The following is a 23,749-nucleotide window of genomic DNA, read 5'->3' on the forward strand; positions in this document are numbered from 1 at the left end:
TTCCAGGAAACTCAGCCGGCATCCGGATCCCGCCCGGACTCCGAACTCAGCCGCGCTTGGACGCGAGCTTCAAGGTCGCCGTGTGGGTGCTGCCGTCCCGCTCGTAGCGGAGCTTGATCGTGTCACCCGGACGGTGGTTGCGGACCGCGACGATCAGGTCCTCGGTCTCGGCCACCGGCTGCCCGTCGATCGACGTCACGATGTCCTCGGGCTGCAGACCGGCAAGGTCGGCCGCCCCACCCGGCGTGACGCTGGACAGCAACACTCCGGAACCGCTCCCGTCTCCGGAGACAGTCGCATTGAGTACGGGATAGGTGGCGTAGCCGTCGGTGATCAGCAACTGCCCGATCTGGCGGGCCTGATTGATCGGGATCGCGAAACCGATGCCGATGTTGCCGCTGTCCTCACTGCTGCTGGTGGCACCGGAACCGGTCAGGATCGCCGAGTTGACCCCGATCACCGCACCGCCGGCGTCGACCAATGGGCCCCCGGAGTTGCCGTGGTTGATCGGTGCATCGGTCTGCAATGCGTTCAGGTAGGCCGGCCCGTCACCCGAATTGGCCTCGCCGACCGAGACCGGACGATTGACCGCCGAGATGATCCCTTCGGTCACCGAACCGCCCAGGCCGAGCGGCGATCCGATCGCGACCGCTGCCTCGCCGACCTTGATCTTGGCCGAGTCGCCGAGCCGGGCCGCCCGAAAACCGGCGGGCTTGTCGACCTGGATCACTGCCAGGTCGTAGCTGGCGCTGCGGCCCAGCACCGACGCCTTCTCCCGGTGGCCGGCGGAGTTGGTCACCCAGATGGCGCCGTCGGCGTCGACCACGTGGTTGTTGGTCATGATCCGGCCCTCACCATCGATCACGAAACCGGAACCGAGCGAGGTGCCGCTGCCCGTGTTGACCCGGATGGTGACCGTGCTCGGCAGCAGCTGCTCGGCGATGGTCACGGTGTCCGCGGCCCCCTTGGAGGCCGGGACCGAGGAGGTGCTGGTGGGTGCACTGTTGTTGGGCGCATTGCTGTTGGCCGGGGCCGGTGCGGTCGGTCCGAGACCGCCACTGCCGAACGACGGGCCAGCCGACGGGGCCGTGGACTGGGCGATTCTGCTGCCGAGGTAGCCGGCGCCGCCGCCGACGGCCAAGGCGACCATGACGACAGTGGCCAGCACGGCAACCATCGGACGTGATCGGCGAGGTCGGCGCGGCGCGTTGGTCGGCGGCTGATCGGGCGCCGGGTAGAGCTGCTGCCCTCCGGTCGGGTCCGACCGATCAGGTTGCGGCGACCTGAATCCGGGCCGGTACGGATCGCTGCCCTCGGTCATCGCCTGGTCCCTACCTCACCACGATCAGTCGGCCCGGTTCGTCGGCTGTCGGGCAGATCAACAACGGGGCGGCCGCCCACCGATCAGGAATGCGCGTGATCGAAGATGTGAGCCCAGCCGGCGCCAACGCGTTCCATCGTAGTTCGATCGACGGGTCGATCGTGGGGCAGCGCAGCCAACACGCGGTCCCGCAAGGCGGTCGACCCGTCGGTGGCCACGGTGAAGACCGCATCGGAGGACTGCCAGGTCGCGGTGTTCAGCATCGCGTCGTCGCGGTAGGCGCCGAGCGCCGGATCCCACTCCGACTCAGCGGGCGGCCGGGCCAGCGATCCGCGCCGCTCGAAGACACTGACGGTGGACAACCCGTCGGTGTAGACCATGTGCAGGACGCCCGGCTCGGCCGACGCGTCGGCCCGGAGCCTGACCAGTGAGAGGCCGGCCAATTCGGAATGGCAGAACCATCCCTGTTCGGACAACTGCCCGGCGCTGGAGGTGGTGAACGCCGCCGTGGTGGACCACGCGGCGAGCGGACGTTGGGCGGCGAGCCCGGACAGCCCCGGCCCGCCGGCCGCCAGCTCATCGGACCGGTTCGGATCGTCCGCCGCGGAGTCCGCTCCGTCGGCAACGGCACCGATCCGTACGGAGTTGTAGCCGGCGGACAGCACCAGCCGGCCGGCGTGGTCGTAATTTTGCTGTCGCAGCACCAGACCGGTGCGATTGTCGATCCACCAGCGTGCGGCGGGGATGTCTGCATCCCGGGCGCCGGGATGGCGCGCCTCGATCAGGCTCACCGGCCGTCCGAGCAGGGTGCCACCGTCGGTGCCGCTCAACCGGTAGCCGGCGCGCAACGCCTGGATCAGTTCGGCGCTGCCTGCCAGTCGGGACGCGGCCGGCGTCGGGATCAGCCCCTGGGCCAACTGCTCGCCCTTGATGCTGCGGACCCGTACCGAGTTGCCGCTGCCGGGCACGAAGCTGACCGCCACATCGGCGGCCGTGGTTCGGTCGTCACGCGGAGCCAGCACCCGTACGACGCCGGCATGCGGCACCCGGCTCCGGGCCCAACTCGCCTTGGCCAGGATCGCCGAGATCCGATCCTGATCCAGCGCATCGCCGGTCATCGTCGGATCGGACGGCACCCCGACCCGGTTGTCCCGCAACGCCCGCGGATCGACCGACAGCGCGGCGGCAACCGCCTCATTGGTCAGCGGCAGCTGGGCGACGGTGGCGGCGAAATCGGTCCGGACCGACGCGGTCGGGTCGGCGACGCCGCCCGGTTGTGCCGGCGCGGCCAGGTAGCCGACGCCGGTGATCAGCGCCAACGCCAGCAGGACGGCGGCGGCTGAGGTGGTCAGCGTTCGATTGCGGTGTGACGGATGGGGTTCGGCCGCGATCGCGGCCAGCCGGTTGGCCAGTTCCATCGGTACCGGTTCGGGCCGGCCGCGGCCGTTGTCGGTGAGCAGCGATCGGAGACGTTGCAGGGCGGCGACCTCACAGCGGCAGGCCGAACAGTCGGACAGGTGTCGGAGCAGCGCTTGCCGCTCCCCCTCCCCGAGGTGACCGTCAACGTACGCCGAACGCGCCTCGGCGAAGGCCTGACAGGATCGCTTCACGCCGTACCCATGGCTCCCATCAGTCCGATCGGCCGCAGCGACTCGCCCGGCTCGGCGTCGACGCCGAAATACCGGGAGTGCGCGGCGGAAGGATTGCGGTGGGCCAGCGCCGTCCGCAACTGCGCCCGGCCGCGATGGATCCTGCTCCGGACGGTGCCGATCTTCACCCCGAGCGCGGCCCCGACCTCCTCATAGCTCAGGCCCTCGATGTCACACAGCACCACGGCGGCGCGGAACTCCGGCGCCAGCGCCTTCAACGCGGCGGCGACATCGTGATCCAGGCCCGCCTCGTCGAACTGCTCCGCCGGCGCCAGGGTCGGGCTCTGCAACCGTTCCTCGGATCCTTCGGCGAAACCGTCGAAGCGGATCTTCTGCTTGCGACGCGCCGAGTCCAGGAACAGGTTGGTGGTGATCCGGTGCAGCCAGCCCTCGAAGGTGCCCGGTTGGAACTTGTGCAGCGAACGGAAGACCCGGACGAACACGTCCTGGGTCAGGTCCTCGGCATCATGCGGATTGCCGGTCAGTCGATAGGCCAGCCGATAGACCCGGGCGCTGTGGTCGCGGACGACCTCGTCCCAGGTCGGCGGTGTCCACTCCTCGTCGGCGGCAGGCGAGATCGCGGCGCTGGTTGGCGCCGATCCGGCCGCCGGGCTGCGACGTTCGGCAGGATTGGGAGCTGGCCAGGTCGGCTGGGACATCGGCTCACCTCTCGTCGGGGCGACGCCCGATCGTGAGGCCGGTACAGCGGTGGCTTCGGATCGGCGCAGGGCTTGCTGCCCTGGCGGCTCATTCTTGTGAGCCTTCCTGGTAAACCGCTGTGAGAACACTGGCAAACCGCCCAAGTCTCCGACCACTTCTCTTAGCCAACTCTCATCCGTGCCAACGCGGGCCCGGCCGGCATTGTTCCCGCCCCGGCAGTTCGGTATCGGCGGACACCGAGCTACCGCGTCGGTCGGTCGGCTGGAGGCGTGGATCGGGCGGTGCTGGGGGTGGCTCGGGTGCGGTCAGAGACCGGCGGCTGCCAGCGACTTCTGCAGCGCGGCGCGCTGTTCGTCGGTGGCCGGCAGCAGCGGTGACCGCAGCCCGCCGACCGGGCGTCCCTGCAGCTCGAGTCCGGCCTTGACCAGGATGCAGCCCTGGGTGGCGAAGATCCCGGTGTAGATCGGCAGCAGTTGGCGATGCAGCCGGGTCGCTTCCTCGATCTTGCCGTCCAGGTAGGCCTGGATCAGCTGCTTGGTGCCGACCGCGCTGAAGTGGGTCGAGGTGCCGACCAGTCCGACCGCACCCAGCGACAGCAGCGGCAGGGTCATCGCGTCGTCGCCGGAGTAGTAGAGCAGATCGGTTTCGGCCATCACCCACGCCGATCCCTCGAAATCGCGCTTGGAATCCTTCACCGCGACGATCTGCGGGTGCTGGGCGAGCTCGATCAGTGTCTCGGTGGCGACCGCCGTCCCGGTGCGATGTGGGATGTCGTAGATCATGATCGGCAACTCGGTTGCATCGCCCACCGTGTGGAAATGCCGGATGATGCCCGACTGCGGCGGCTTGGAGTAGTACGGCGTCACGACCAACGCACCGTCGGCACCGGCCTGCTGGGCGACGGAGATCAATTCCACGGTGTGCCGGGTATCGAAGCTGCCGACGCCGGCGACCACGGATGCCCGGTCCCCCACCGCGTCGATCACGGTGGTCAGCAGCTCGGCCTTCTCCTCGTCGGTGGTGGTCGGTGACTCGCCGGTGGTGCCGCTGATCACCAGGCCGTCGTTGCCGAGATCGTCGACCAGGTGGCGCGCCAGATCAGCTGCCGCTTCCAGATCGACCGATTCGTCGGCGGCGAACGGGGTCACCATGGCGGTCAGCAGCCGGCCGAACATCGGCCCGTCTGTGTAGATCATCGTCGGCTTACCTCTCTGCTGCCCATCACGCCTGTTCGATGACGACGAGCGGGTCGCCGTCGGTCACCACGTCACCCTGGGTGGCGATCACCTCGACCACCACACCGGCGACATCGGCCAGCACCGGGATCTCCATCTTCATCGATTCCAGGATCACCACCGGATCGGTCGCCGAGACCTTCGCCCCGACCTCGACCTCGACCTTGAGAACGTTCGCCACCAGCTCGGCCGCGACCGTGTGGCTCATCGGAGCGAGCCGACCGGCACGGGGCCGCCGAACACGGGGCGATGCGATCTCATGGCGCACATCCTATGGTGTCCGACCGATTTCTGGTTCGTGCCACCCGGACGCTCACCGCGCACGCCGACCGGCCGTTTCGGTAGGGTGAACGCCGTGAGTACTGCGGATGCTGGCAACGCCACCCCCGCCGCCACCGGCGCGGACCACCCGACGGCCCAGAGTTGGGCGTACGCGGAGTTGTTCGTCGAGGAGAGCCAGGCTGCGGTCGACGCCCGCGAGGCGGCGCGATCGTTCGGCGCGACCCCGGTCGGCCGCGGCGCGGCGACCACCCTGACCGTGCTGGCACGGGCGATCGGCGCCCGAGCCGTGGTCGAGGTCGGCAGCGGTGCCGGTGTGTCCGGTCTCGCGCTCTTCGCCGGGATGGCGCCGGACGGCGTCCTCACCTCGGTCGACATCGAGCCCGAGCATCAGAACGCCGCACGGCAGGCGTTCACCGCGGTCGACATCCCGGCCCGCCGGTTCCGGTTGATCGCCGGAGCGGCGCTGACCGTGCTGCCCAAGCTGAGCGACGGCGCGTACGACCTGGTGCTGATCGACGCCGACAAACTGGAGTACGTCGAATACCTTGAGCAGGCGCTCCGGCTGCTCCGGTCCGGGGGCCTGCTGGTGATCGACAACACGCTGTGGCACAACAAGACCGCCGACCCGGCCAACACCGACGACGAGACCGAGTCGATCCGGACCACCCTGACTGCGATCAAGGAGAACGAGAGTCTGGTCAGCACGCTGCTGCCGACCGGCGACGGATTGCTGGTCTCGGTCAAGCTCTGACGGCCCCGCTCCGTGATCACGCTCCGTGATCACGCTCCGTGATCACGGGGTCGGGCTCAGGACGCCCGGCGTCGCGGCGCGCGCCGCCGGCCCAGGGCGAAGTACGTCGCCGGCAGCAGGCCGGCGGAGCTGACCACCGAGAGCGCGACGATCCACAGCGGCTTCGGCCCACGGACCTCGGCGGCCGGACGACGGATGATGTCGATCAAGCCGGCCAACCGCAACCCCAGGTCCAAGGCACCGGCGCCGATGATCATCACCCGTTGGCGATCGTTCAGGTCCTGCCAGCCACGCCGGTTGGCCCGGTGGTTCTCGCGTCTGGTCGGCCGTTGCTCGTTCATCAGATCCGGATCCCCTTGCCGACCACGGTGATGCCGGCGTCGGAGACGGTGAAGCCCCGGGCCACGTCCAGCTCATGATCAACTCCGACCTGGGCGCCGGGCGGCACCACGACGTTCTTGTCCAGGATCGCGTTGTCGACCACGGCACCGGCACCGACCCGGACACCGGACATCAGCACCGATCGGTTGATCATCGAGCGCTCCTGCAGCCGGACGTCGGGTGACAGCACGGAGCTCTCCACCTGTCCGCCGGAGATGATGCAGCCCGGGCTGACGATCGAGTCCTCGGCGACACCGTCCAGCACGAACTTAGCGCCAGGCATCTGCGGGGTGAAGGTCCAGATCGGCCAGTCGTTGTTGTAGAGATTGAAGATCGGCTCGACCGACACCAGATCCATGTGTGCCTCGTGGTAGGCGTCGATGGTGCCGACGTCGCGCCAGTAGTTCTTGTCCTTCACCGTCGCGCCCGGGACCGAGTTCTCGGTGAAGTCGTAGACCTGGGCGTCGCCCTTGCCGACGAAGCCAGGAATGATGTCGCCGCCCATGTCGTGCCGGGAATCGGTGTCGGCCGCATCCGCGTCCAATGCATCCACCAGCGCACTCCGGGTGAACATGTAGTTACCCATCGAGGCATAGGAGGATTCCGGATCGTCGGCCAGTCCGGGCGGATCGGCCGGCTTCTCCAGGAACGAGTTGATCTTGTTGTCGGCCCCGGCGTCGATCACCCCGAATGCGCTGGCCTGGCTCCGCGGCACCCGGATGCCGGCGACCGTACAACCCAGCCCGCTGTCGATGTGCGCCTCGACCATCTGCGAGACGTCCATCCGATAGATGTTGTCGGCGCCGAAGACCACGATGTAGTCGGGGTCCTCGTCGGTGATCAGGTTCATCGACTGGAAGATCGCGTCCGCACTGCCCTGATACCAGCGCGGACCGAGCCGCTGCTGGGCCGGCACCGGAGTCACGTAGTTGCCGAGCATCGTCGACATCCGCCAGGTCAGCGAGATGTGGCGGTCCAACGAGTGCGACTTGTACTGGGTCAGCACGCACACCTGCCGCAGGCCGGCATTGGCCAGGTTGGACAACACGAAGTCGATCAACCGGTAGGTCCCCCCGAACGGGACGGCCGGTTTGGCCCGGTCCATGGTCAACGGCATCAGGCGTTTGCCCTCGCCGCCCGCCAGAACGATGGACAGGATCTTCGGACGCGCTGCCATGAGCCGAACCTATGGCCCGGACGGGTCGCAGAGCAAGGGCACCGGGCGTTCGTGGCCACCCGAACGCTGCGGAACCTCCGTCCGGTCGCGACGATTCGCCGTACCTGATCCCGAATCGCCCTCCGCAGCCGTCGATCGCCGGACGCATCGCAGGACGTGATACCGAATCGCCCGCGGCGTACGGCATTCCCGGGCCACACCGCAGGACGTGTTACCAAATCGCCCCGGCACACGACTCCCCGGGCACACACCGCAGTACGTGTTACCGAATCGCCCCGGCACACGACTCCCCCGGGCACACATCGCAGTACGTGATACCAAAATCGCCCCCGCGGTCGGCGATCATCGGCCACCCCGCAGCACGTGGTGGCACATCGTCCTGACCGGCCGGGTGGATGTGGACCGATCGGCTGTTTGACCGCGACGACCTTCGTGCAACGATGCCGCTATGAACGATGCTGGCGATCGGTTGAGCGTTTCGGTCCTGACCCGGGAGTATCCGCCCGCCATCTACGGCGGTGCCGGTGTTCACGTCGGACAACTGGTCCCGCAACTGCGCGCCCTGGCCGACGTCGACGTGCAGTGCATGGGCGAGCCGCGGGAGGGAGCAACCGCTCACGCCGAGGATTTTCCGCCGGGCGCTAACGCCGCGTTGCGGGTGTTCGGCGCGGATCTGTCGATGGTCGCCGCACTGGCCGACAGCGATGTTGATCTTGTCCACAGCCACACCTGGTACGCCAACCTGGCCGGCCGGTTGGCCGGGCTGTATCTCGACATCCCCCATGTGGTCACCGCCCATTCTCTCGAACCGCACCGTCCGTGGAAGGCCGAACAGCTCGGCGGTGGTTATCGGCTGTCGTCCTGGGCCGAGCGGAGTGCGTTCCTGTCCGCCGACGCCGTGATCGCGGTCAGTTCGGGGATGCGTCGCGATGTGCTGGACTCCTATCGTGATCTTGATCCGGACAAGGTGCATGTGGTCCGCAACGGGATCGACACCGAGGAGTTCCGGCCCGATCCGGAGACCGACGTGCTGGCCGCGCACGGCATCAGCACCGACGCCCCCTACGCGGTGTTCGTCGGCCGGATCACCCGACAGAAGGGACTCATCCATCTCGTCCGGGCCGCCGAACATCTCGATCCCGACACCCAACTGGTGTTGCTCGCCGGCGCACCCGATACCCCCGAGATCGCCCGATCGGTCGGCGAGGCGTTCGCGCACCTGCAGCAGACCCGCGGGAACGTGATCTGGATCGAGAAGATGTTGCCACGCGCCGAGGTGCGACAGATCCTGTCGCACGCGACGGTGTTCTGCTGCCCGTCGGTGTACGAGCCGCTCGGCATCGTCAATCTGGAGGCGATGGCCTGTCAGACCGCGGTCGTCGCCAGCGCCGTCGGCGGCATCCCCGAGGTGGTGGTCGACGGTGAGACCGGTCACCTGGTCGACTACGACCCGAAACGAGCCGAGGATCCGACGGCGATCGCCGCCTTCGAACAGGGGCTGGCCGACAAGATCAATCAGCTGACCCGGGACCCGGCGAAGGCGGCCGCGTTCGGGCGGGCCGGACGGCAGCGCTGCATCGACGAATTCTCCTGGGCCAAGATCGCCGCCGAGACCGTTGCGGTGTATCGCCGGGCGATCGAGGTCCATGCCGGCGAGCTGCATGCCGGTGAGGTGTCGGGGACGAGCTGACGGGCGCAGAGGTGATGCGGCGATGAGGTTCGCGGATCGGACCGCCGCCGGCGAGCAGCTCGCCGAACGGTTGGCCGGACTGCTGCCCGAACTGGTCGGACGAGCGGCGGACCGAGGACGGCCGCAGGTGCTGGCCCTACCGCGCGGCGGCGTACCGGTCGGTCGCCCGGTCGCCGACAGGTTCGGCTGTCCGCTACGGCTGCTGCTGGTCCGCAAGTTGGGCGTTCCGGGCCATCCGGAACTGGCGATGGGCGCGATCGCGGCGATCGGCGACGACCTGCGTACGGTCCGCAATCGTGATGTGGTCGACCATGCCGGCATCCGGTCGCGGGTGTGGGAACGGGTCTGGGAGCGGGAACGTGCCGAGTTGCAGCGCCGCGGCACCGGCTTCGCCGACTGGATCGCACCGGCTCCGAACGGCGACCCCGTAGTGCTGATCGACGACGGCCTGGCCACCGGTGCGACGATGCGGGCGGCCGTCGCCGCCGTCCGAGAGGCCGGTGCCGGCCCGATCACTGCCGCTGTTCCGGTTGCCTCCGTGCAGGCGATCAGCGACCTGGAACGCGATGACGTCACCGTGGTCGCGCTCTCCCGGCCGGACCCTCTGGAGGCCGTCGGAGCCGCCTACCGCGACTTCCACCAGCTCGACGATGCCGAGGTGCTGGCCGAACTACGATCCGGCACCGTGACGTGACCGGATCCGTGGAATGAAGGGATCCCCGGAGCGAAGGATCGCCCGGGCATGACTCGGCCCCGGCCGGATGCTCCTGGATCCGTACCGGGGCCGACTGCGAAAACCGGGCCGACTGAGAAACCGGGCCAACTGAAACCCGGCGCCCGACTGCGACGACTGACGACGGGTCAGCCGACAACCTCTTTGAGCGCACCGGCCAACTCGGCCGCCTCGTCGGCGTTCAACTCGACCACCAGGCGGCCACCACCTTCGAGCGGGACCCGCATGACGATCTCCCGGCCTTCCTTGGTGACCTCCATCGGGCCGTCGCCGGTCCGCGGCTTCATCGCAGCCATCGTTTCCTCATCTCTGTCATCCAAACTGAAATTCCAGCAGGGTTCGGCGCCCATTATCTCGTATCGGCGACATCGCGGCCATTCGGGGCGCATCGAAGCACGTCACAGCTCGGCATCAACGCCCGATTCCGGGTCGACGTGCAGACCGATCCGAGTCGACGTGCAGAACCGTCCGGGGGCCGACCGGGCGCTCGATCTCGCTGCTGGGAGACTGCTACCCATTCGACGCGCCCTTCTCACCCCGACCGGCGGCCTGGTGATCCTGTGCATCACCGAGACCGTCAGCTGGGGACTGCTCTACTACTCCTTGCCCACCGCACTACTGCCGATCAGCCGGTCGACGGGCTGGTCACCGACCTTGATCACCGGTGCATTCTCCGCCGGCATGCTGGTCGCCGCGGTCGCCGGCATCCCGACCGGCCGACTCCTCGATCGCTACGGTCCCGGCGTTACGATGACGATCGGTTCGGTGCTCGGCGCGATCGGATTGGCCAGCACGGCGATCGCGCCGGGGATCGTGGTCTTTGCCCTCGGATGGCTGATCGCCGGCGTCGCCAAGGCGCTGGTGCTCTATCAGACGGCCTTCGCGGCGATCACGCTGTGGTACGGCGAACGCCGGCTCCGGCCGCTGACGATCCTGACCCTGGCCGGCGGATTCGCCTCGACGATCTTCGCACCATTGGTGGCCGAGGCGATCACCCGCTGGGGCTGGCGGATCAGCTACCTGCTGATGGCGGCGGTGGTGTTGATCATCACCGCTCCGCTGCACGCACTGCTGCTCCGGCTGCCGTGGACCGGGCGCTCACCCGACGACGCCCACGATGATTCGCCCACCAGCACGTCGTCGATCCACAGCGTGACCCGGTCGGCGAGGTTCCGGGTCCTGCAGGCGGTGATGACGGCCAGCACCCTGGGAATGTTCGCCGTCACCCTCAACCTGGTGCCGCTACTGACCGAACGCGGAGCGTCCTATCGGACTGCGGCGATCGGGCTCGGCCTGATCGGCGTCGGCCAGGTGGCGGGCCGGCTCGGATTCGTGATCATCCCGAAACGGTGGGGTCCGACCGGCCGGTTGGTGATCATCATCGGTGCGGCCGCAGCGGCGCTGCTGGCGCTGGCGTTGCTGCCCGGACCATTGTGGCTGTTGCTGGCGTTCGGGATCGTGATCGGGATGGCTCGCGGCTGTCACACCCTGGTCCAGGCCACCGCGGTCGCCGATCGCTGGGGGACGCGTCGCTTCGGAACGATCAACGGCGTGTTCTCCGCACCGCTCCTGGTGGCCAGTGCGCTGGCTCCGACCGTCGGCACAGCCCTCGGTGCCGCGATCGGTTTCGGTGCGACCGCGACCACGATGGCAGTCCTGGTCGGCGCCGCGGCGCTGCTCGGCAGCCGGACCTGATCATCACCCGGCCCGGCTGCATGATCAGCTCCGATGAGACGGTACGACGCAGTCGATCAGATGATCATCGACCAGACCGGTCGCCTGCATCATCGCGTACGCCGTGGTCGGTCCGAAGAACCGGATGCCCTTCTTCTTCAGGGCCTTGGACAAAGCCGTCGATTCCGGTGTCACCGCCGGAACATCTCCGAGCGTGGCGGGTCGCGGCCGGTCCGGCTGGGCGTAGGACAAGATCAGGTCGGCGAAGCCCTGACCCCAGTCGGCGATCACCCGGGCGTTGCCGATCGCCGCGTCGATCTTGGCCCGGTTCCGGACGATGCCGGCATCGGCCATCAGCCGGGCCACGTCGTCATCGTCGAAGGTGGCCACCCGTGCCGGATCGAATCCGGCGAAGGCCGACCGGAAGGACTCCCGCTTCCGCAGGATGGTGATCCACGCCAGACCGGACTGGAACGCCTCCAACGTCAGCCGTTCGTAGAGTCCGTCGACGGTGCTGACCGGACGTCCCCACTCGTCGTCGTGATAGGCCAGATAATCGGGCAGGCCGACGCCCCACGGGCAGCGCAATTGTCCGTCGGGGCCGGGCACGGCCCCCGATGATGCCGGTCCGCTCACGAGCGAGCCATCCGGCGCCGTTCCTGTCGACGGCGCCGCTTCTTCTCCTCGTCGGCGAAGACGGCGGCCTGAGCGTGCTGGGCCCGATAACGTTCGGCCGGGTCGGTGTCCCGCGTCGGTCGCGGCGTCCGAGACTCGACCAGGGCGGCGAACCGTTCCAGGCTGTGGGCCAGTTGTCGTTGCAGGATCGGCCGGATCGCCAGCGCCGCGGTCTTGGCCGCCTTACCGCCGGGCAGCGTGATCCGTTCGCGGATCGACAACCAGGACCGCAATCCGCGAGCTTCGATGGTGAAGACGCCGACACCGGTGAACCAGGGGCCGAGATGGGTCATCTCCAACTCGTACGGCGGCTCCCACCGGGTGACGACCATCTCGTCACTGATCCCGACCCGGCGGCCGCCCAGGCGTGGTCCGTGCTCGCCGCGGATCCGGGCACCGAGACCCTCGGCGCGCCCGCTCAATTGGCGCATCGTCGTCAGCGGGATCCACTGTTCCTGACCGACCCAGTCGACCAGCAGCGGCCAGACCTGCAGGGGCGCAGCCGGCACCATCACCGACCCGTTGAAGAACAGGCTCACCGGGCCACCTCTCCTGCATCGACCGACACCGACGAATCGTCACCAGTGCGGATTGTGCCTTCTGCAGGTGTGTCCGGTCGAGAGGTTTCGGCTCCCGGTATTGCGGACCGGGGAGTGGCTGCGACGAAGCCGGACCGGGAGTCGTCACTCAGGCGGGCGATCAGCTCGTCCCGTTCGGCGATCTCGGTACCGAGTCTGGCCAGTACCTCGTCGACCTGATCCATGGCATAGCCACGGACGGTGACACCGAATCGCAAGTGGCGGATGTCCTCGGCGTTCAACGCGGCTTCGGGCAGATCCTGCCGATAGGCGTCCTGAACAGGGTCCTTGCTCATCTCGCCTCCGCCTCCTGCTGCGACCGCGGCGGCCACGCCCAACACCGCGACCACCAGCACCGCGATCGCCCATTCCACGACGGCAAGACTAGCTCCCCACCCGCCACCGGCGGGCATCGAATGCCCACCGGACGGCTCGGAGGATGCGGTGTGCATCCTCCGAGCCATCGATCAGCCGGCGGAGTTGCCGTACACGGTGACGTGCACGTGGTCGTAATGGTTGGCCGAGGCGGAGCCGCGGTCGGGCATGCTGCGCCAACCCTCGCTGCTGCGCTGCACGGTCCAGATCTGCTGGGAATAGATCACTTCGCTGATGCCCAGCTCACTGTGGTGCTCGCGAGCCCAGTTGGCGATCTCCCAGCCGACCGAGCTGTCGGAGATCATCGAGTCCAGCGCACGGCCGGACGGATGCTCGGGCAACGAGTCCGGCCGGACACCGCCGAAGGAGCTGACCTGCGGGAACTTCGCACAGATCGCCCGGTGCACCTTGATCGCATCCGGGGTCAGCCCGTTCTCGACCGACGAACCGGAGGAGCAGGTCGCGCCGGACAGCCCATCGGAATCGGATTCACCGGAAGCCGAGCCATCGGAGGACGAGCCATCGGAATCGGACTGGTCGGAACCGGACTGGTCGGAATCGGACTGGTCGGGTGCCGGCGCCTGCTTCGTCAGCAGGTCGCTGCGGATCCATCGGCCCTTGCCGTCCAGGTCGACCTGGGTCCAGCCGTCCTCGCGGCGCTCGGTCACCGCGACCTTGTCGCCCTCGTCGATCGTGGTGACCGCGTCGTAGTCGGTGCCGGCGCCGACCCGGACGTTGACCTCGGAGGTCGCGTACTTGCTGCCGTCGCGGTCGCCCAACTCGGCGAAGTCGGCCAGTGCGGCGGCCCGCTTCTTGGCTGCTCGTTCGGCGGCCGCCTTCTTTTCGGCAGCTGCCTTCTCCGCTGCCGCCTTCTTCTCGGCAGCCGCCTTCTTCGCAGCAGCTTCCTCGGCGGCCTTCTTCTCTGCGGCCTTCTCGGCAGCCGCCTTCTTGGCCAGGGCGGCCTTCTTGGCTGCTGCCGCCTTCTTCTCGGCCGCCGCCTTCTTCGCCGAGGCGCTCGCCGAGGCCGCCGATGCTGACTTGTCCGGCAGCGCTGCGCGCTCGGAGTCACGATTCGGTCGGTCCGAACGCATCCCCTGGGCCGGGGCGGCCACCGACGACGACGCCGCCGGTTCGGCGGTCTGCTGATCGGGCCAGACGGCGGCTGCGGCGCCGGTCGCCAGACCGGCGATCATCAGACCGGGTACGCCGATCCGCAGGATCCGCTTCGCGAGTGCCGGACGATCTGCCCGGCGCGGGCGTTCTTGGTCCACAGGTATCTCCTTGGGTCGGGGGCCGGGCGGCTGCGCCCACCAGGCCTTCGAGACCATTTCGTTACATTTGATCCGGCGGCGAGTGTACGCACACGTCCGGGGGTTTTGCACATCCGCCTCGCCGGAACGCCCGCCGGACGCCCTGATCGGACCACCCGACAACGCTGCTCGGACCTCCCGAGAACATTGATCGGACGTCCCGACGACGCTGACCGGATCTCGCAAAGGGACCGATCGGCCTGGCGCCGTCCCGCCGTGGTCCAGAACCCCTCGGCGGCCCTCTAAAATCGTCGGCATGCCTGACACCGACTCGACGACCGCTGCCGACGACTACGCCCGCCCGGCCTGGGGTTGGGGCCTGGCGACGGTGCACGCCTCGGGCCAAGTGCTCGACACCTACTACCCCAGCCCGGATCTCGGACTGCCCGACAGCGCCGCCGCGCCGGAGGAACTGGCGATCACCGCAGCCGGTGCGGCCAGCGGCGACCCGGTCCGGCAGGTGCACACAGACCTGGTCCGGACCGTGATCGACCTGGACGCCGCGCCGCGCGACGCGGCCGACGTCTACCTGCGGTTGCATCTGCTCAGCTATCGGCTGGTCAAGCCGCGGGAGGTCAACCTGGACGGCTGGGCGCCGCTGTTGAACACCGTGGTGTGGACCTCGGCCGGGCCGTGCGCGGTGGAGGGCTTCGAGCAGGTCCGGACCCGGTTCCGGGCCGATCGCAAGGTGCTCACCGTGCTCGCAGTGGACAAGTTCCCGCGGATGCTGGACTACGTCACGCCGACCGGAGTCCGGATCGGTGACGCGTCCCGGGTCCGGCTCGGCGCCCATCTCGCCCCCGGGACCGTCGTGATGCACGAGGGCTTCGTCAACTTCAACGCCGGCACCCTCGGCCCGGCGATGATCGAGGGCCGGGTCAGCCAGGGCGTGATCGTCGGCAACGATTCCGACGTCGGCGGCGGTGCGTCGATCATGGGCACGATGTCGGGCGGCGGCACCCACATGGTCACCGTCGGCGAACGCTGCCTGATCGGCGCCAACGCCGGGATCGGCATCTCGCTCGGCGACGACTCGGTGGTCGAAGCCGGTCTCTATGTCACAGCCGGAACCAAGATCACGTTGCCGGACGGCACTGTGGTGAAGGCCGCCGAGCTGTCCGGCACTCCGAACCTGATGTTCATCCGCAACTCGGTCACCGGCACTGTTGAGGTCCGTAACCGAGCCGGCAAGCCGGTCGAGTTGAACCAGTCGCTGCATGCGATCTAGGAGGGCACTGAACAATTCGCTCTGCTGCGCGCCACGCTGCACGCACACGGGCGGCGCCGCGCTCGCTCGACGGGCCCCGGCCCGCCTTCGCTCCCGCGACGTGCCCGTGCACGCACATCGCGGCGCTCGCGACGAGCCAATTGCTCAGCGCCCTCCTAGTCGCGGCCACCGCGCCGACGAGCGCTGAGCTGAGTCGATGTCGCGTCGCTGCCGTACGGCGATCACCCTGCTGGTGGTGCTCGGCGTCCTGATCGCCCTGCTCGTCGCGGTGGTCGTGGTGTTCACCCGGATCCCCAATCACCAGCCACTGCCCGGCGAGCAGCGCTGCGTCTTCACCGCAAACGGTCGATCGGCCGCGATCGACACCGAACAAGCCCACTACGCCTCGATCATCGCCGGCGTCTCGGTCCGCCGCGGGTTGCCGGCCCGGGCCGCGTCGATCGCGTTGGCCACGGCCTATCAGGAAAGCAACATCCGCAATCTTGATCATGGTGATCGGGACTCGGTCGGACTCTTCCAGCAGCGTCCGTCGCAGGGCTGGGGCAGCAAGAAGAAGCTGATGGACCCCTACTACGCCACCAACCGGTTCTACCGGGCGCTGGTCAAGATCGACGACTGGGAGCACAGCGACATCACCGAGATCGCCCAGCAGATCCAGATCAGCGGTTTCCCCGAGGCCTACCGTGATCATGAGGCCGACGCCCGGGTGCTGGCCTCGGTGTTGACCGGACACAGCCCGGCCGGCATCGAGTGTCTGATCCGGGAGCCGGGTGAGGGCGATGCGGTCGGCCTGACCGGTTCACTGCGGAAGACCTTCAAGATCGAACCGGACCGGACCGGCGGCAGCATCGCCATCTCGGCGGAGTCCACCGAACTCGCCTGGGCCTACGCCCAGTACGCCGTCGCCAACGCTCGCGACTACGGTGTCCGCGAGGTCCGGATCGGCAGCAAGCAATGGACCACCGACGACAGTTCACTGGCCGGCTGGACCGCCGCCCACTCCCCCATCAACAGCAGATCGATCAAGATCATCACCCGCTGAACCAGCGCCGAGTCCCGGGGTGGTCCGGTCCTCGCCGAGGGTGTCGGCGAGGGCGTCGCCGACGAGGGCGCGCGCCGGGTTGACCGTGCCGCGGTGTCGGCTGGGATGGACTCGGTTGGTCAGCAGGATGACGTAGCCACCACGGTCGAGATCGATCACCAGTGAGGTGCCGGTGTAGCCGGTATGGCCGATCGTCCGCGGACCCGCCGACCGGCCCATGTACCAGGGCTGGTTGAGTTCGAAGCCGAGGCCGTGATCATGACCGTCGAACTCCGGTGTCTGGTTGGTGACCATGGCCGTGAAGAGTTCGACGGGCAGCAGCGGACCGGTGCCGTCCCGGTCGTTGGCGATCACCGCGTCGGCGAGCAACGCCAGATCGGCAGCCGTGGAGAAGACCCCGGCGTGCCCGGCGACGCCGTCCAACGACCAGGCGTTCTCATCGTGCACCTCGCCCCAGACCAGTCCGCGATCGGGGATCCGCTGGTATTCGGTTGCGGCCGTCCGCGACCGAATACCAGGGGCCGGACGGTAGCCCGTGTCGACCATGCCGAGCGGCCGCGTGATCAGTTCGGCGACCAGCTCGTCCAGACCGCTACCGGTGCTGCGGCGGGCGAGCTCGCCGAGGGTGATCAGGTTGAGATCGCTGTAGCAGTAGGCGGTTCCGGGCTCGGCGATCAGTTCGGCGGTCAGCGCGCCACGGATCCGGGACTCCGGATTGCGGTGCTCGCGCCAGAGCGGAAGCTCGGCCGGGAAGCCGGAGGTGTGGGTCAGCAGTCGGCGGACGGTGATGGCCGACTTGGCCGGCGTCGGCCGACCGAATTCTTCGAGATAGTCCACCACCGGACGGTCCAGATCGACCAGCCCGCGCTCGACGAGTTTCATGATCACGATCGAACAGAACAGCTTGGACACCGAAGCCAGATCGAAGATCGTGTCCGGGCGCATCGGCACCCGATCCTCGTCGCCGAGCAGGACACCGGAGCCGTCGGCGTAGCAACGGGCCCAGCCCGCCGCCCGGGAGAAGATCGGCCCGGCAGGAGTGCCGGCCAGCAGCACGACACCGGGGAACAGCGGGTCGGTTCCGTCCTCGGATCGCAACCCGGTCAGCCGACGCCAGGCATCCTCCCAGACCTGCACCCCCGTGCTCATCCGCGGACGATCCCGGCACGGTACGGGAAGAGCGGATGGTCGCGGTTCTCCCCCACCGTGACCGGCAGTCGGCCGACCGGACGGCTGGTCCCGAGTAGGACGTCGACGACGGCGTCCAGGGCGATCGGGGTGGCGGAGTAGCTGAGCAGCATGGTGCCGCCGGCGGTGACCAGGCCGGCGTCGTACGGGTCGGTGATCGCGACCAGCACCACCCGGCCGGTGACCTCTCGAACGGCCCGGACCATCGTCCGCTGCCAGCGCGACAGCCAGGCGGCGCTGGTGATGATCACCGTCTGCGCGGCCGGGTGGGCGCACGCCCGGGCGGCGTTGATCATGTCGCGATCCGGTCGCGGACCGGTGACCAGACCGGACACCTCCAGACCGGCTGTCTGCAGGCCGGCGGCGACCCGATGCACCGCAGCCTCGTCCGCACCGAGCAGGCAGACCGGCGCCCGGCGCAGCGGGATCAGATCGCCGTCGTCGCGGATCAGCGTGATCGAGGCCGCGGTGATCGCCCGGGCTTCGCGTTGATGATCGTCGCTGCCGACCACCGCGGCGATCCGATTCGGCGAGGTGGCGACAGGTCGGAGCAGACCACGGCGCTGTTTCAGCTGCAGGATCCGACGGACACTGGCATCGATCCGCTGCTCGGTCAGCCGACCGCTCGCCAGCGCATCGGTGATCGCGGCGACGGCGGCATCAGGGTCGGCCGGTTCGAGCAGGATGTCCACGCCTGCCTCGATGGCCCGGACCGCGATCTCACCGTCGTCGTGCAGCTCGCGGACGCCCTGCATCCGCAGCGAGTCGGTGATGATCACCCCGGTGTAGCCGAGCCGGTCACGCAACAGGCCGGTCAGGATCGGACTGCTCAGGGTGGCCGGATCTCCGGACGGATCGATCGCGGGAAACGCGAGATGTCCGGTCATGATCATCTCCACCCCGGCCCGGACGGCTTCGGCGAACGGCAAAGCGTCGACGGCCTCCCAGTCGGCGGCCGAATGGGTCACCGTCGGCAACGCGTGGTGGCTGTCGGTGCTGGTGTCGCCGTGGCCCGGGAAATGTTTGGCGGCCGCTGCGAGCCCCGAGCCGACCCGTGCTTCCGAGTCACCCGGGGATGGCGAACCGAGTTCGGGTCCGGCATCGCGTTGTAGGCCGGCGATCGCGGCCCGGACGTACTCGGCCACCACGTCCGGTTCGGAGGAGAACGATCGGATCCCGATCACCGGATTGGCCTGATCGATGTTCACGTCGGCCACCGGGGCGAAGCAGGTGTTCACACCGACCGCTGCCAGCTCGGCGCCGGTGATCCGGTACGCCACCCGGACCGCACCGGCATCGTGGGTGGCGGCCAGTGCCATCGCTCCCGGGAACTGGGTTGCCGGTGGCCCCATCCGGGCGACCCGCCCGGTCTCCTGGTCGGTGCCGATGATCAATCCGGGTAGCCCGGCCCGCCCGGCTGCCTGTTGCAGCCCGTTGCTCAGCCGACCGATCTGCTGCGGATCGGCGGTGTTGCCGGCCCAGGCGAAGTAGATGACGCCGCCGAGCCGATACTTCGCGACCACCTCGGCCGGCGTGGCGACGCCGAAGAGATCGGTGTTGCGGTCGTCGGGTTCGTCCGCGCTCGCGCCGTACACCAGATGGGTGATCAACTGCCCGATCTTGTCCGGCAGGCTCATCGCTGCCAGCAGCGGCTCGACCGACTGCCCCAAGACGTCCCCCGTCACTGACCGAACAGTACCCGGTCCGCCGGGCAGCGGCGAGCCAGAGGTCAGACCGCAGCGAGCCGCTCGGCGGCCGCCTCGATCCGTTCGTCGGTCGCGGTCAGGGCGACCCGGACGTGATCACCGCAGTCGGCGCCGTAGAACTCCCCGGGACCGACCAGGATGCCCAGCTCGGCGAGCCGGTCGACGGCCTGCCAGCAGTCGGTCCCCTGGGTCGACCACAGGTACAGCGATCCCTCGGAATGGTCGATGGTGAAGCCGGCCTTCTGCAGCGCGGGCTGCAGCAGGTCGCGCCGCCGCCGGTAGCGGTCGCGCTGGGCGACGACGTGATCATCGGTGCCGAGCAGGGCGATCATCGCCTGCTGCACCGGTCGGGAGATCATCATCCCGGTGTGTCGCCGGATCAGCGTCAGGTCGGCGACCAACTGCGGGTCACCGGCCACGAATCCGGCGCGATAGCCCGCGAGGTTGGCGATCTTGGACAGCGAGTGCACCGCGAGCAGGCCGGTGTGGTCACCGCCACTGACCTCCGGGGTCAGCACCGAGGTCGCCGGTGCGTCCCAGGCAAAATCCAGGTAGCACTCGTCGGAGGCGACCACCGCACCACGCTCCCGCGCCCAGTCGACCCGCGCTCGCAGCTCGTCGGGGCTGAGGATCCGGCCGGTCGGGTTGGACGGTGAATTCAGCCAGACCAGCGACGGTCGTTCGTCGCCCAGCTCGGTCGGATCGTCGGTGGCGATCATCCGACAGCCGGCGATGGTCGCTCCGACCTCGTAGGTCGGGTAGGCGGCAGCCGGGATCACCACCAGATCGTCCGGTCCGAGATCCAGCTGGGTCGGCAGCCAGGCGACGAACTCCTTGCTGCCGATGGTGGCCAAGCACGCCGACGGCTCGACCGTCGCCTGCCGACGCCCGAGGAAGTCCGCGATCGACTCCCGCAGGGCCGGCGGCCCGACCACGGTGGGATAGCCCGGGCTGTTGGCGGCCGCGGTCAGCGCCGATACCGCGGCCGCGGGGGTGTCGTCGATCGGTGTCCCGATGGACAGGTCGACAATCCCGTCCGGATGCTCGGCGGCCCGCTGCTTGGCGGGCGTCAGCGCATCCCATGGGTAGTCGGCCAGCGCCGCCACCAGCTGGTTGGTCATCGGAGATCGCCTGTCGTCGTCGTGCTGTCGACTCGTCTGTTGCGGGTCGAGCTGTTTACTCGTCGTGCTCCTGCGGCGGCAGTGCGGCGATCAGCTCGTGGTCCTTGTCGATCGGCCCCATCTTGGCGGCGCCACCCGGCGAGCCGAGATCGTCGAAGAAGTTGACGTTGGCGTCGTAGTAGGCCTTCCACTCCTCCGGAGTGTCGTCCTCGTAGAAGATCGCCTCGACCGGGCAGACCGGCTCACACGCACCGCAGTCAACGCACTCGTCGGGATGGATGTACAGCATCCGCTTGCCCTCGTAGATGCAGTCCACGGGACATTCCTCGACGCACGCCAGATCCTTCAGATCGACACACGGCTGCGCGATGACGTACGTCACAGCGTCCTCCCTCTATCTCGTACCAACACAGTTGTTCGTGCAGACATATCGAAGCCTAGTATCGCAGCCACACCGTCCTACCCCGGAAGGAACCCTCGCCAGATGGACACCGATCCGATTTCGGCCGTCACACCGGACCTCGGCATCGACGATCGGGTGACCGTCCGGCATCGGCTGGACGACGGTTCCGCGACCGACGTGGTCGGCTGGGTCGTGGAGTTGGACGACGATCGGATCCGGGTGCAGCCGCCGTCTCCGGGCGCCGATGCCGAGCCGGTCACCGTGGCCCGGCGGCGGATCATTCTGGCCAAGCGGGTGCCCCCGGCGATGGGCGGACGCCCGCCGCACCGGGTGAGCGCGGAGGAACTGCAGCTCGCAGCACTGCCGGGCTGGATCGCCGACAGTGAACCGCTCGCCGACTGGACGCTGCGCTACGGCAACGGCTTCACTGGGCGGGCGAATTCGTGCCTCGCGGTCGGCGACCCGGGCATACCGTACGCCGAGGCGGCCGGCTTGATCGTCGAGCGGTACGCCGCCGCCGGCCTCGAGCCGATGGCCCAGGTGATCACCGATTCCGAACCCGACCTCCGGCTGCGTGAACTCGGCTGGCGTCCGACCTACGTCGAGACGACAGTGATGGCGCACACCCTGAACGGACTCCTGGAATCTCAACTCCACAACGGATCCGATGCATCGGCGCACGCGTCGGCCGATCGGGTACGGATCGACACCGAGCTGACCGAGGACTGGTGGCAGGGGTATCTGAAATACCGCCCGATCCCCGACCATCCGACCGCCCGCCGGATCTTGATCAACAACCCACCGGTCGGTCTCGCGTCGGTCCGGCCCGGGCCGGCTGCCGCCGCAGGGTCCGGGTCGAGCGAGGCGTCCCGCACCGAAGCGATCGTCGCGCTGGGCCGCGGCCAGGTGACCCGGGATTGGCTGGGCATCGCCGGGCTGTGGACCGATCCCGATCATCGCCGACAGGGTCTGGCGACCATGATCATCCGGGCGCTCGCTCGCTGGGCGGCCCGGCGCGGCGCTCGCAACGCCTACCTGCAGGTCGCCACCGAGAACGTCGGAGCGGTCGCGGCATACCAACGGCTGGGATTCACCCGACACCATGACTACTGCTATCTCGCGCCGCCTTCGGAGTGACTCTTCGTGGCCGATTCCGGGCACCCGAGCCCGCCCGGCGTCGCGCAGCAGTGGAAATCGGTGATGCCACACTAGCCCGGGCCCGCGTCGCCGCCCACCGGTGCGGGCTCGGGTGCGACGTCGATCCGGGCAAGTGAGCGGCGGGCGGACGGCACCGCCAGGATCGTCGCGATCACCGCGAACAACGCCAGCCCAGCAACGATCAGCAGCGACTCGACGGCGAACGTGTCGGCCAGCGGACCGAAGACCACCATGGACAGCGGCATCGCGACTGTCATCACGATTCCGACGAAGCCGAACACCCGGCCCTGCATCTCGGGCTCGACCCGTTCCTGCAGGATGGTCATCGCCGGCGTGGATTGCGCGGCGAACGCCAGGCCGATCACCAGACCGATCGAGAAGAACACCCACATGTTGGTCGAGATGCCGAGCCCGAACACCAGGATCCCGGTGCAGACCACCGAGCCGACCAGCAGCCGGACCCGATGGGTGATCTTCGGCCCGACCGCGGACATGATCACGCCGCCGGCCAACATCCCGAATCCCCAGAAGAGTTCGTTGGCGGTCAGCTTCCACACCTCGTCTCCGAACGTCCGGGTGACCATCAGCGGCGTCAGGTAGCTCGGCGCGCCGACCAGAAACATGGTCAGCGCGAACAAGATCATCAGCCAGCGCACCGGTGCATGGGACGCGATGTAGCGGACCCCGGCGGCCAGGTCGCCGAAATAGCTCACCGGAGCGTCGGCGTCGGGGCGGACCAGCCGGGGCACCGCGACCAGAGACAGCATGCCCACGCCGAGCAGCGCGGTGATCACGTCCAGGAAGAAGACCGCGACGATGTCGAAGTTGGCGTAGATCGCTGCCGCTGCGGCAGGAGCCACCAACATCATCCCCGACTGCACCGACTGGAACATGCCGTTCACCCGCATCAGCTGGTCGGTCGGCGCGATCTGCGGGATCATCGCGCTCACTGCCGGCGTCTGGATGCCGGCGAAGATCGAACGCACGGCCAGCGCCGCGTAGATCACCCACAGCGAGTCGACGCCGGACAGCATCAGCAGTGCCAGCCCGAGGGTGGCCAGCGCGATCGCAGTGTCCGAGCCCATGATCAAGAACTTGCGGTGATGCCGGTCGGCCCAGACGCCGCCGAAGATCGACACGAACGCCTGCGGCAGCATCCCGAACACGATGCTCAGCATCAGCACCGACCCGGACCGGGTCTGGATCGTCAGGTGCCACATCACCGCGTACATCACGATCATCGAGCCGAGCAACGAAACCGTCTGCCCGACCAGGAACAGGGCGACGTTCTTCTTCCATCCGCGGGGGCTCGACCCGGGCTCGGTCGACGCCTCGGGTGCGGGTGTCTCGCTCATGGGCCTCAACGATATTCGTCCCGCGTCCGTCCGCCAGAGCTTTTCGGCAGCAGCCTG

Annotated in this window: 24 protein-coding genes; 7 read left to right on the top strand and 17 right to left on the bottom strand. The window is 68.5% G+C overall.

What is annotated here, in order from left to right; all coding sequences use genetic code 11:
- Window positions 1-46 precede the first annotated feature (46 nt).
- The 5 genes from BLU38_RS05815 to BLU38_RS05835 form a co-directional block, all read right to left on the bottom strand.
- The gene (locus tag BLU38_RS05815; protein WP_091521268.1) at window positions 47-1,321 is read right to left on the bottom strand and encodes a S1C family serine protease; all 1,275 of its coding nucleotides are present in this window, start codon (window positions 1,319-1,321) and stop codon (window positions 47-49) included.
- Window positions 1,322-1,404: 83 nt separating this feature from the next.
- Window positions 1,405-2,931 (bottom strand): zf-HC2 domain-containing protein, encoded by a 1,527-nt coding sequence (locus tag BLU38_RS05820; RefSeq protein ID WP_091521272.1) that lies wholly within the window; start codon window positions 2,929-2,931, stop codon window positions 1,405-1,407.
- The gene (gene sigE / locus BLU38_RS05825; protein ID WP_091521275.1) at window positions 2,928-3,629 is read right to left on the bottom strand and encodes an RNA polymerase sigma factor SigE; all 702 of its coding nucleotides are present in this window, start codon (window positions 3,627-3,629) and stop codon (window positions 2,928-2,930) included. Before sigE ends, BLU38_RS05820 begins: the two co-directional genes overlap by 4 nt.
- Window positions 3,630-3,935: 306 nt before the next feature.
- Complete coding sequence (gene dapA / locus BLU38_RS05830; RefSeq protein ID WP_091521278.1) at window positions 3,936-4,826, bottom strand: 4-hydroxy-tetrahydrodipicolinate synthase; 891 nt, start codon at window positions 4,824-4,826, stop codon at window positions 3,936-3,938.
- Window positions 4,827-4,851: 25 nt separating this feature from the next.
- Window positions 4,852-5,073 (bottom strand): biotin/lipoyl-binding carrier protein, encoded by a 222-nt coding sequence (locus tag BLU38_RS05835; protein WP_091521282.1) that lies wholly within the window; start codon window positions 5,071-5,073, stop codon window positions 4,852-4,854.
- A gap of 147 nt (window positions 5,074-5,220) precedes the next feature.
- Between BLU38_RS05835 and BLU38_RS05840 the strand changes: the two genes are divergently transcribed.
- Window positions 5,221-5,898 carry an O-methyltransferase gene (locus BLU38_RS05840; protein ID WP_231920193.1) on the top strand — a complete coding sequence of 226 codons (678 nt, stop codon included), beginning with the start codon at window positions 5,221-5,223 and terminating at the stop codon, window positions 5,896-5,898.
- 56 nt (window positions 5,899-5,954) lie between these two features.
- Here BLU38_RS05840 and BLU38_RS05845 read toward each other — a convergent pair whose 3' ends face one another.
- Window positions 5,955-6,239 (bottom strand): hypothetical protein, encoded by a 285-nt coding sequence (locus BLU38_RS05845; RefSeq protein ID WP_091521289.1) that lies wholly within the window; start codon window positions 6,237-6,239, stop codon window positions 5,955-5,957.
- Window positions 6,239-7,456, bottom strand: coding sequence for a glucose-1-phosphate adenylyltransferase (gene glgC, locus BLU38_RS05850; RefSeq protein WP_091521292.1), 1,218 nt, complete (start codon window positions 7,454-7,456; stop codon window positions 6,239-6,241). Before glgC ends, BLU38_RS05845 begins: the two co-directional genes overlap by 1 nt.
- 469 nt (window positions 7,457-7,925) lie before the next feature.
- Here glgC and glgA point away from each other — a divergent pair, with 469 nt between their 5' ends.
- Entirely contained in the window at window positions 7,926-9,146 is a 1,221-nt protein-coding gene (glgA, locus tag BLU38_RS05855; RefSeq protein ID WP_091532005.1) for a glycogen synthase, read from the top strand.
- Window positions 9,147-9,168: 22 nt separating this feature from the next.
- Complete coding sequence (locus BLU38_RS05860; protein WP_091521296.1) at window positions 9,169-9,840, top strand: phosphoribosyltransferase; 672 nt, start codon at window positions 9,169-9,171, stop codon at window positions 9,838-9,840.
- A gap of 167 nt (window positions 9,841-10,007) precedes the next feature.
- On the opposite strand, the gene BLU38_RS05865 is transcribed toward BLU38_RS05860, so the two are convergent.
- Window positions 10,008-10,175, bottom strand: coding sequence for a DUF3117 domain-containing protein (locus tag BLU38_RS05865; protein ID WP_091521298.1), 168 nt, complete (start codon window positions 10,173-10,175; stop codon window positions 10,008-10,010).
- Between the two features lie 160 nt (window positions 10,176-10,335).
- Here BLU38_RS05865 and BLU38_RS05870 point away from each other — a divergent pair, with 160 nt between their 5' ends.
- Window positions 10,336-11,574: an MFS transporter gene (locus BLU38_RS05870; protein WP_197680011.1), complete on the top strand. Its 1,239-nt coding sequence runs from the start codon at window positions 10,336-10,338 to the stop codon at window positions 11,572-11,574.
- 24 nt (window positions 11,575-11,598) lie between these two features.
- Here the strand turns inward: BLU38_RS05870 and BLU38_RS05875 are convergent, their stop codons facing one another.
- The 4 genes from BLU38_RS05875 to BLU38_RS05890 form a co-directional block, all read right to left on the bottom strand.
- Window positions 11,599-12,162, bottom strand: coding sequence for a DNA-3-methyladenine glycosylase I (locus BLU38_RS05875; protein WP_197680012.1), 564 nt, complete (start codon window positions 12,160-12,162; stop codon window positions 11,599-11,601).
- Window positions 12,163-12,185: 23 nt separating this feature from the next.
- The gene (locus BLU38_RS05880; RefSeq protein ID WP_091521308.1) at window positions 12,186-12,767 is read right to left on the bottom strand and encodes an SRPBCC family protein; all 582 of its coding nucleotides are present in this window, start codon (window positions 12,765-12,767) and stop codon (window positions 12,186-12,188) included.
- Entirely contained in the window at window positions 12,764-13,180 is a 417-nt protein-coding gene (locus BLU38_RS05885; RefSeq protein ID WP_197680013.1) for a DivIVA domain-containing protein, read from the bottom strand. The genes BLU38_RS05880 and BLU38_RS05885 overlap by 4 nt, the downstream gene beginning before the upstream one ends.
- Window positions 13,181-13,273: 93 nt before the next feature.
- Window positions 13,274-14,452 (bottom strand): SH3 domain-containing protein, encoded by a 1,179-nt coding sequence (locus tag BLU38_RS05890; RefSeq protein ID WP_091521311.1) that lies wholly within the window; start codon window positions 14,450-14,452, stop codon window positions 13,274-13,276.
- A gap of 295 nt (window positions 14,453-14,747) precedes the next feature.
- On the opposite strand from BLU38_RS05890, the gene dapD reads away from it, so the two are divergent.
- Window positions 14,748-15,719, top strand: coding sequence for a 2,3,4,5-tetrahydropyridine-2,6-dicarboxylate N-succinyltransferase (gene dapD, locus BLU38_RS05895; protein ID WP_091521314.1), 972 nt, complete (start codon window positions 14,748-14,750; stop codon window positions 15,717-15,719).
- Window positions 15,720-15,915: 196 nt separating this feature from the next.
- Complete coding sequence (locus tag BLU38_RS05900; protein WP_091521317.1) at window positions 15,916-16,761, top strand: hypothetical protein; 846 nt, start codon at window positions 15,916-15,918, stop codon at window positions 16,759-16,761.
- Here the strand turns inward: BLU38_RS05900 and BLU38_RS05905 are convergent.
- From BLU38_RS05905 to fdxA, 4 genes are read right to left on the bottom strand one after another with little or no spacing between them, the layout of a single operon-like run.
- On the bottom strand, window positions 16,693-17,910 hold the full coding sequence (locus tag BLU38_RS05905; protein WP_091521320.1) for a serine hydrolase domain-containing protein: 1,218 nt from the start codon (window positions 17,908-17,910) through the stop codon (window positions 16,693-16,695). The genes BLU38_RS05900 and BLU38_RS05905 overlap by 69 nt on opposite strands.
- Window positions 17,907-19,634 (bottom strand): glycoside hydrolase family 3 protein, encoded by a 1,728-nt coding sequence (locus tag BLU38_RS05910; RefSeq protein ID WP_157683233.1) that lies wholly within the window; start codon window positions 19,632-19,634, stop codon window positions 17,907-17,909. Before BLU38_RS05910 ends, BLU38_RS05905 begins: the two co-directional genes overlap by 4 nt.
- Window positions 19,635-19,678: 44 nt before the next feature.
- Window positions 19,679-20,776 (bottom strand): succinyldiaminopimelate transaminase, encoded by a 1,098-nt coding sequence (gene dapC / locus BLU38_RS05915; RefSeq protein WP_091521327.1) that lies wholly within the window; start codon window positions 20,774-20,776, stop codon window positions 19,679-19,681.
- A 55-nt stretch (window positions 20,777-20,831) separates the two neighbouring features.
- Complete coding sequence (fdxA, locus tag BLU38_RS05920) at window positions 20,832-21,158, bottom strand: ferredoxin (protein ID WP_091532008.1); 327 nt, start codon at window positions 21,156-21,158, stop codon at window positions 20,832-20,834.
- A gap of 102 nt (window positions 21,159-21,260) precedes the next feature.
- Between fdxA and BLU38_RS05925 the strand changes: the two genes are divergently transcribed.
- Window positions 21,261-22,316: a GNAT family N-acetyltransferase gene (locus BLU38_RS05925; RefSeq protein WP_157683234.1), complete on the top strand. Its 1,056-nt coding sequence runs from the start codon at window positions 21,261-21,263 to the stop codon at window positions 22,314-22,316.
- Window positions 22,317-22,387: 71 nt separating this feature from the next.
- Here the strand turns inward: BLU38_RS05925 and BLU38_RS05930 are convergent, their stop codons facing one another.
- On the bottom strand, window positions 22,388-23,692 hold the full coding sequence (locus tag BLU38_RS05930) for an MFS transporter (RefSeq protein ID WP_091521336.1): 1,305 nt from the start codon (window positions 23,690-23,692) through the stop codon (window positions 22,388-22,390).
- Between the last annotated feature and the right edge of the window lie 57 nt (window positions 23,693-23,749).

Source organism: Microlunatus soli (genome assembly GCF_900105385.1).
Classification (GTDB): Bacteria; Actinomycetota; Actinomycetes; order Propionibacteriales; family Propionibacteriaceae; genus Microlunatus; species Microlunatus soli.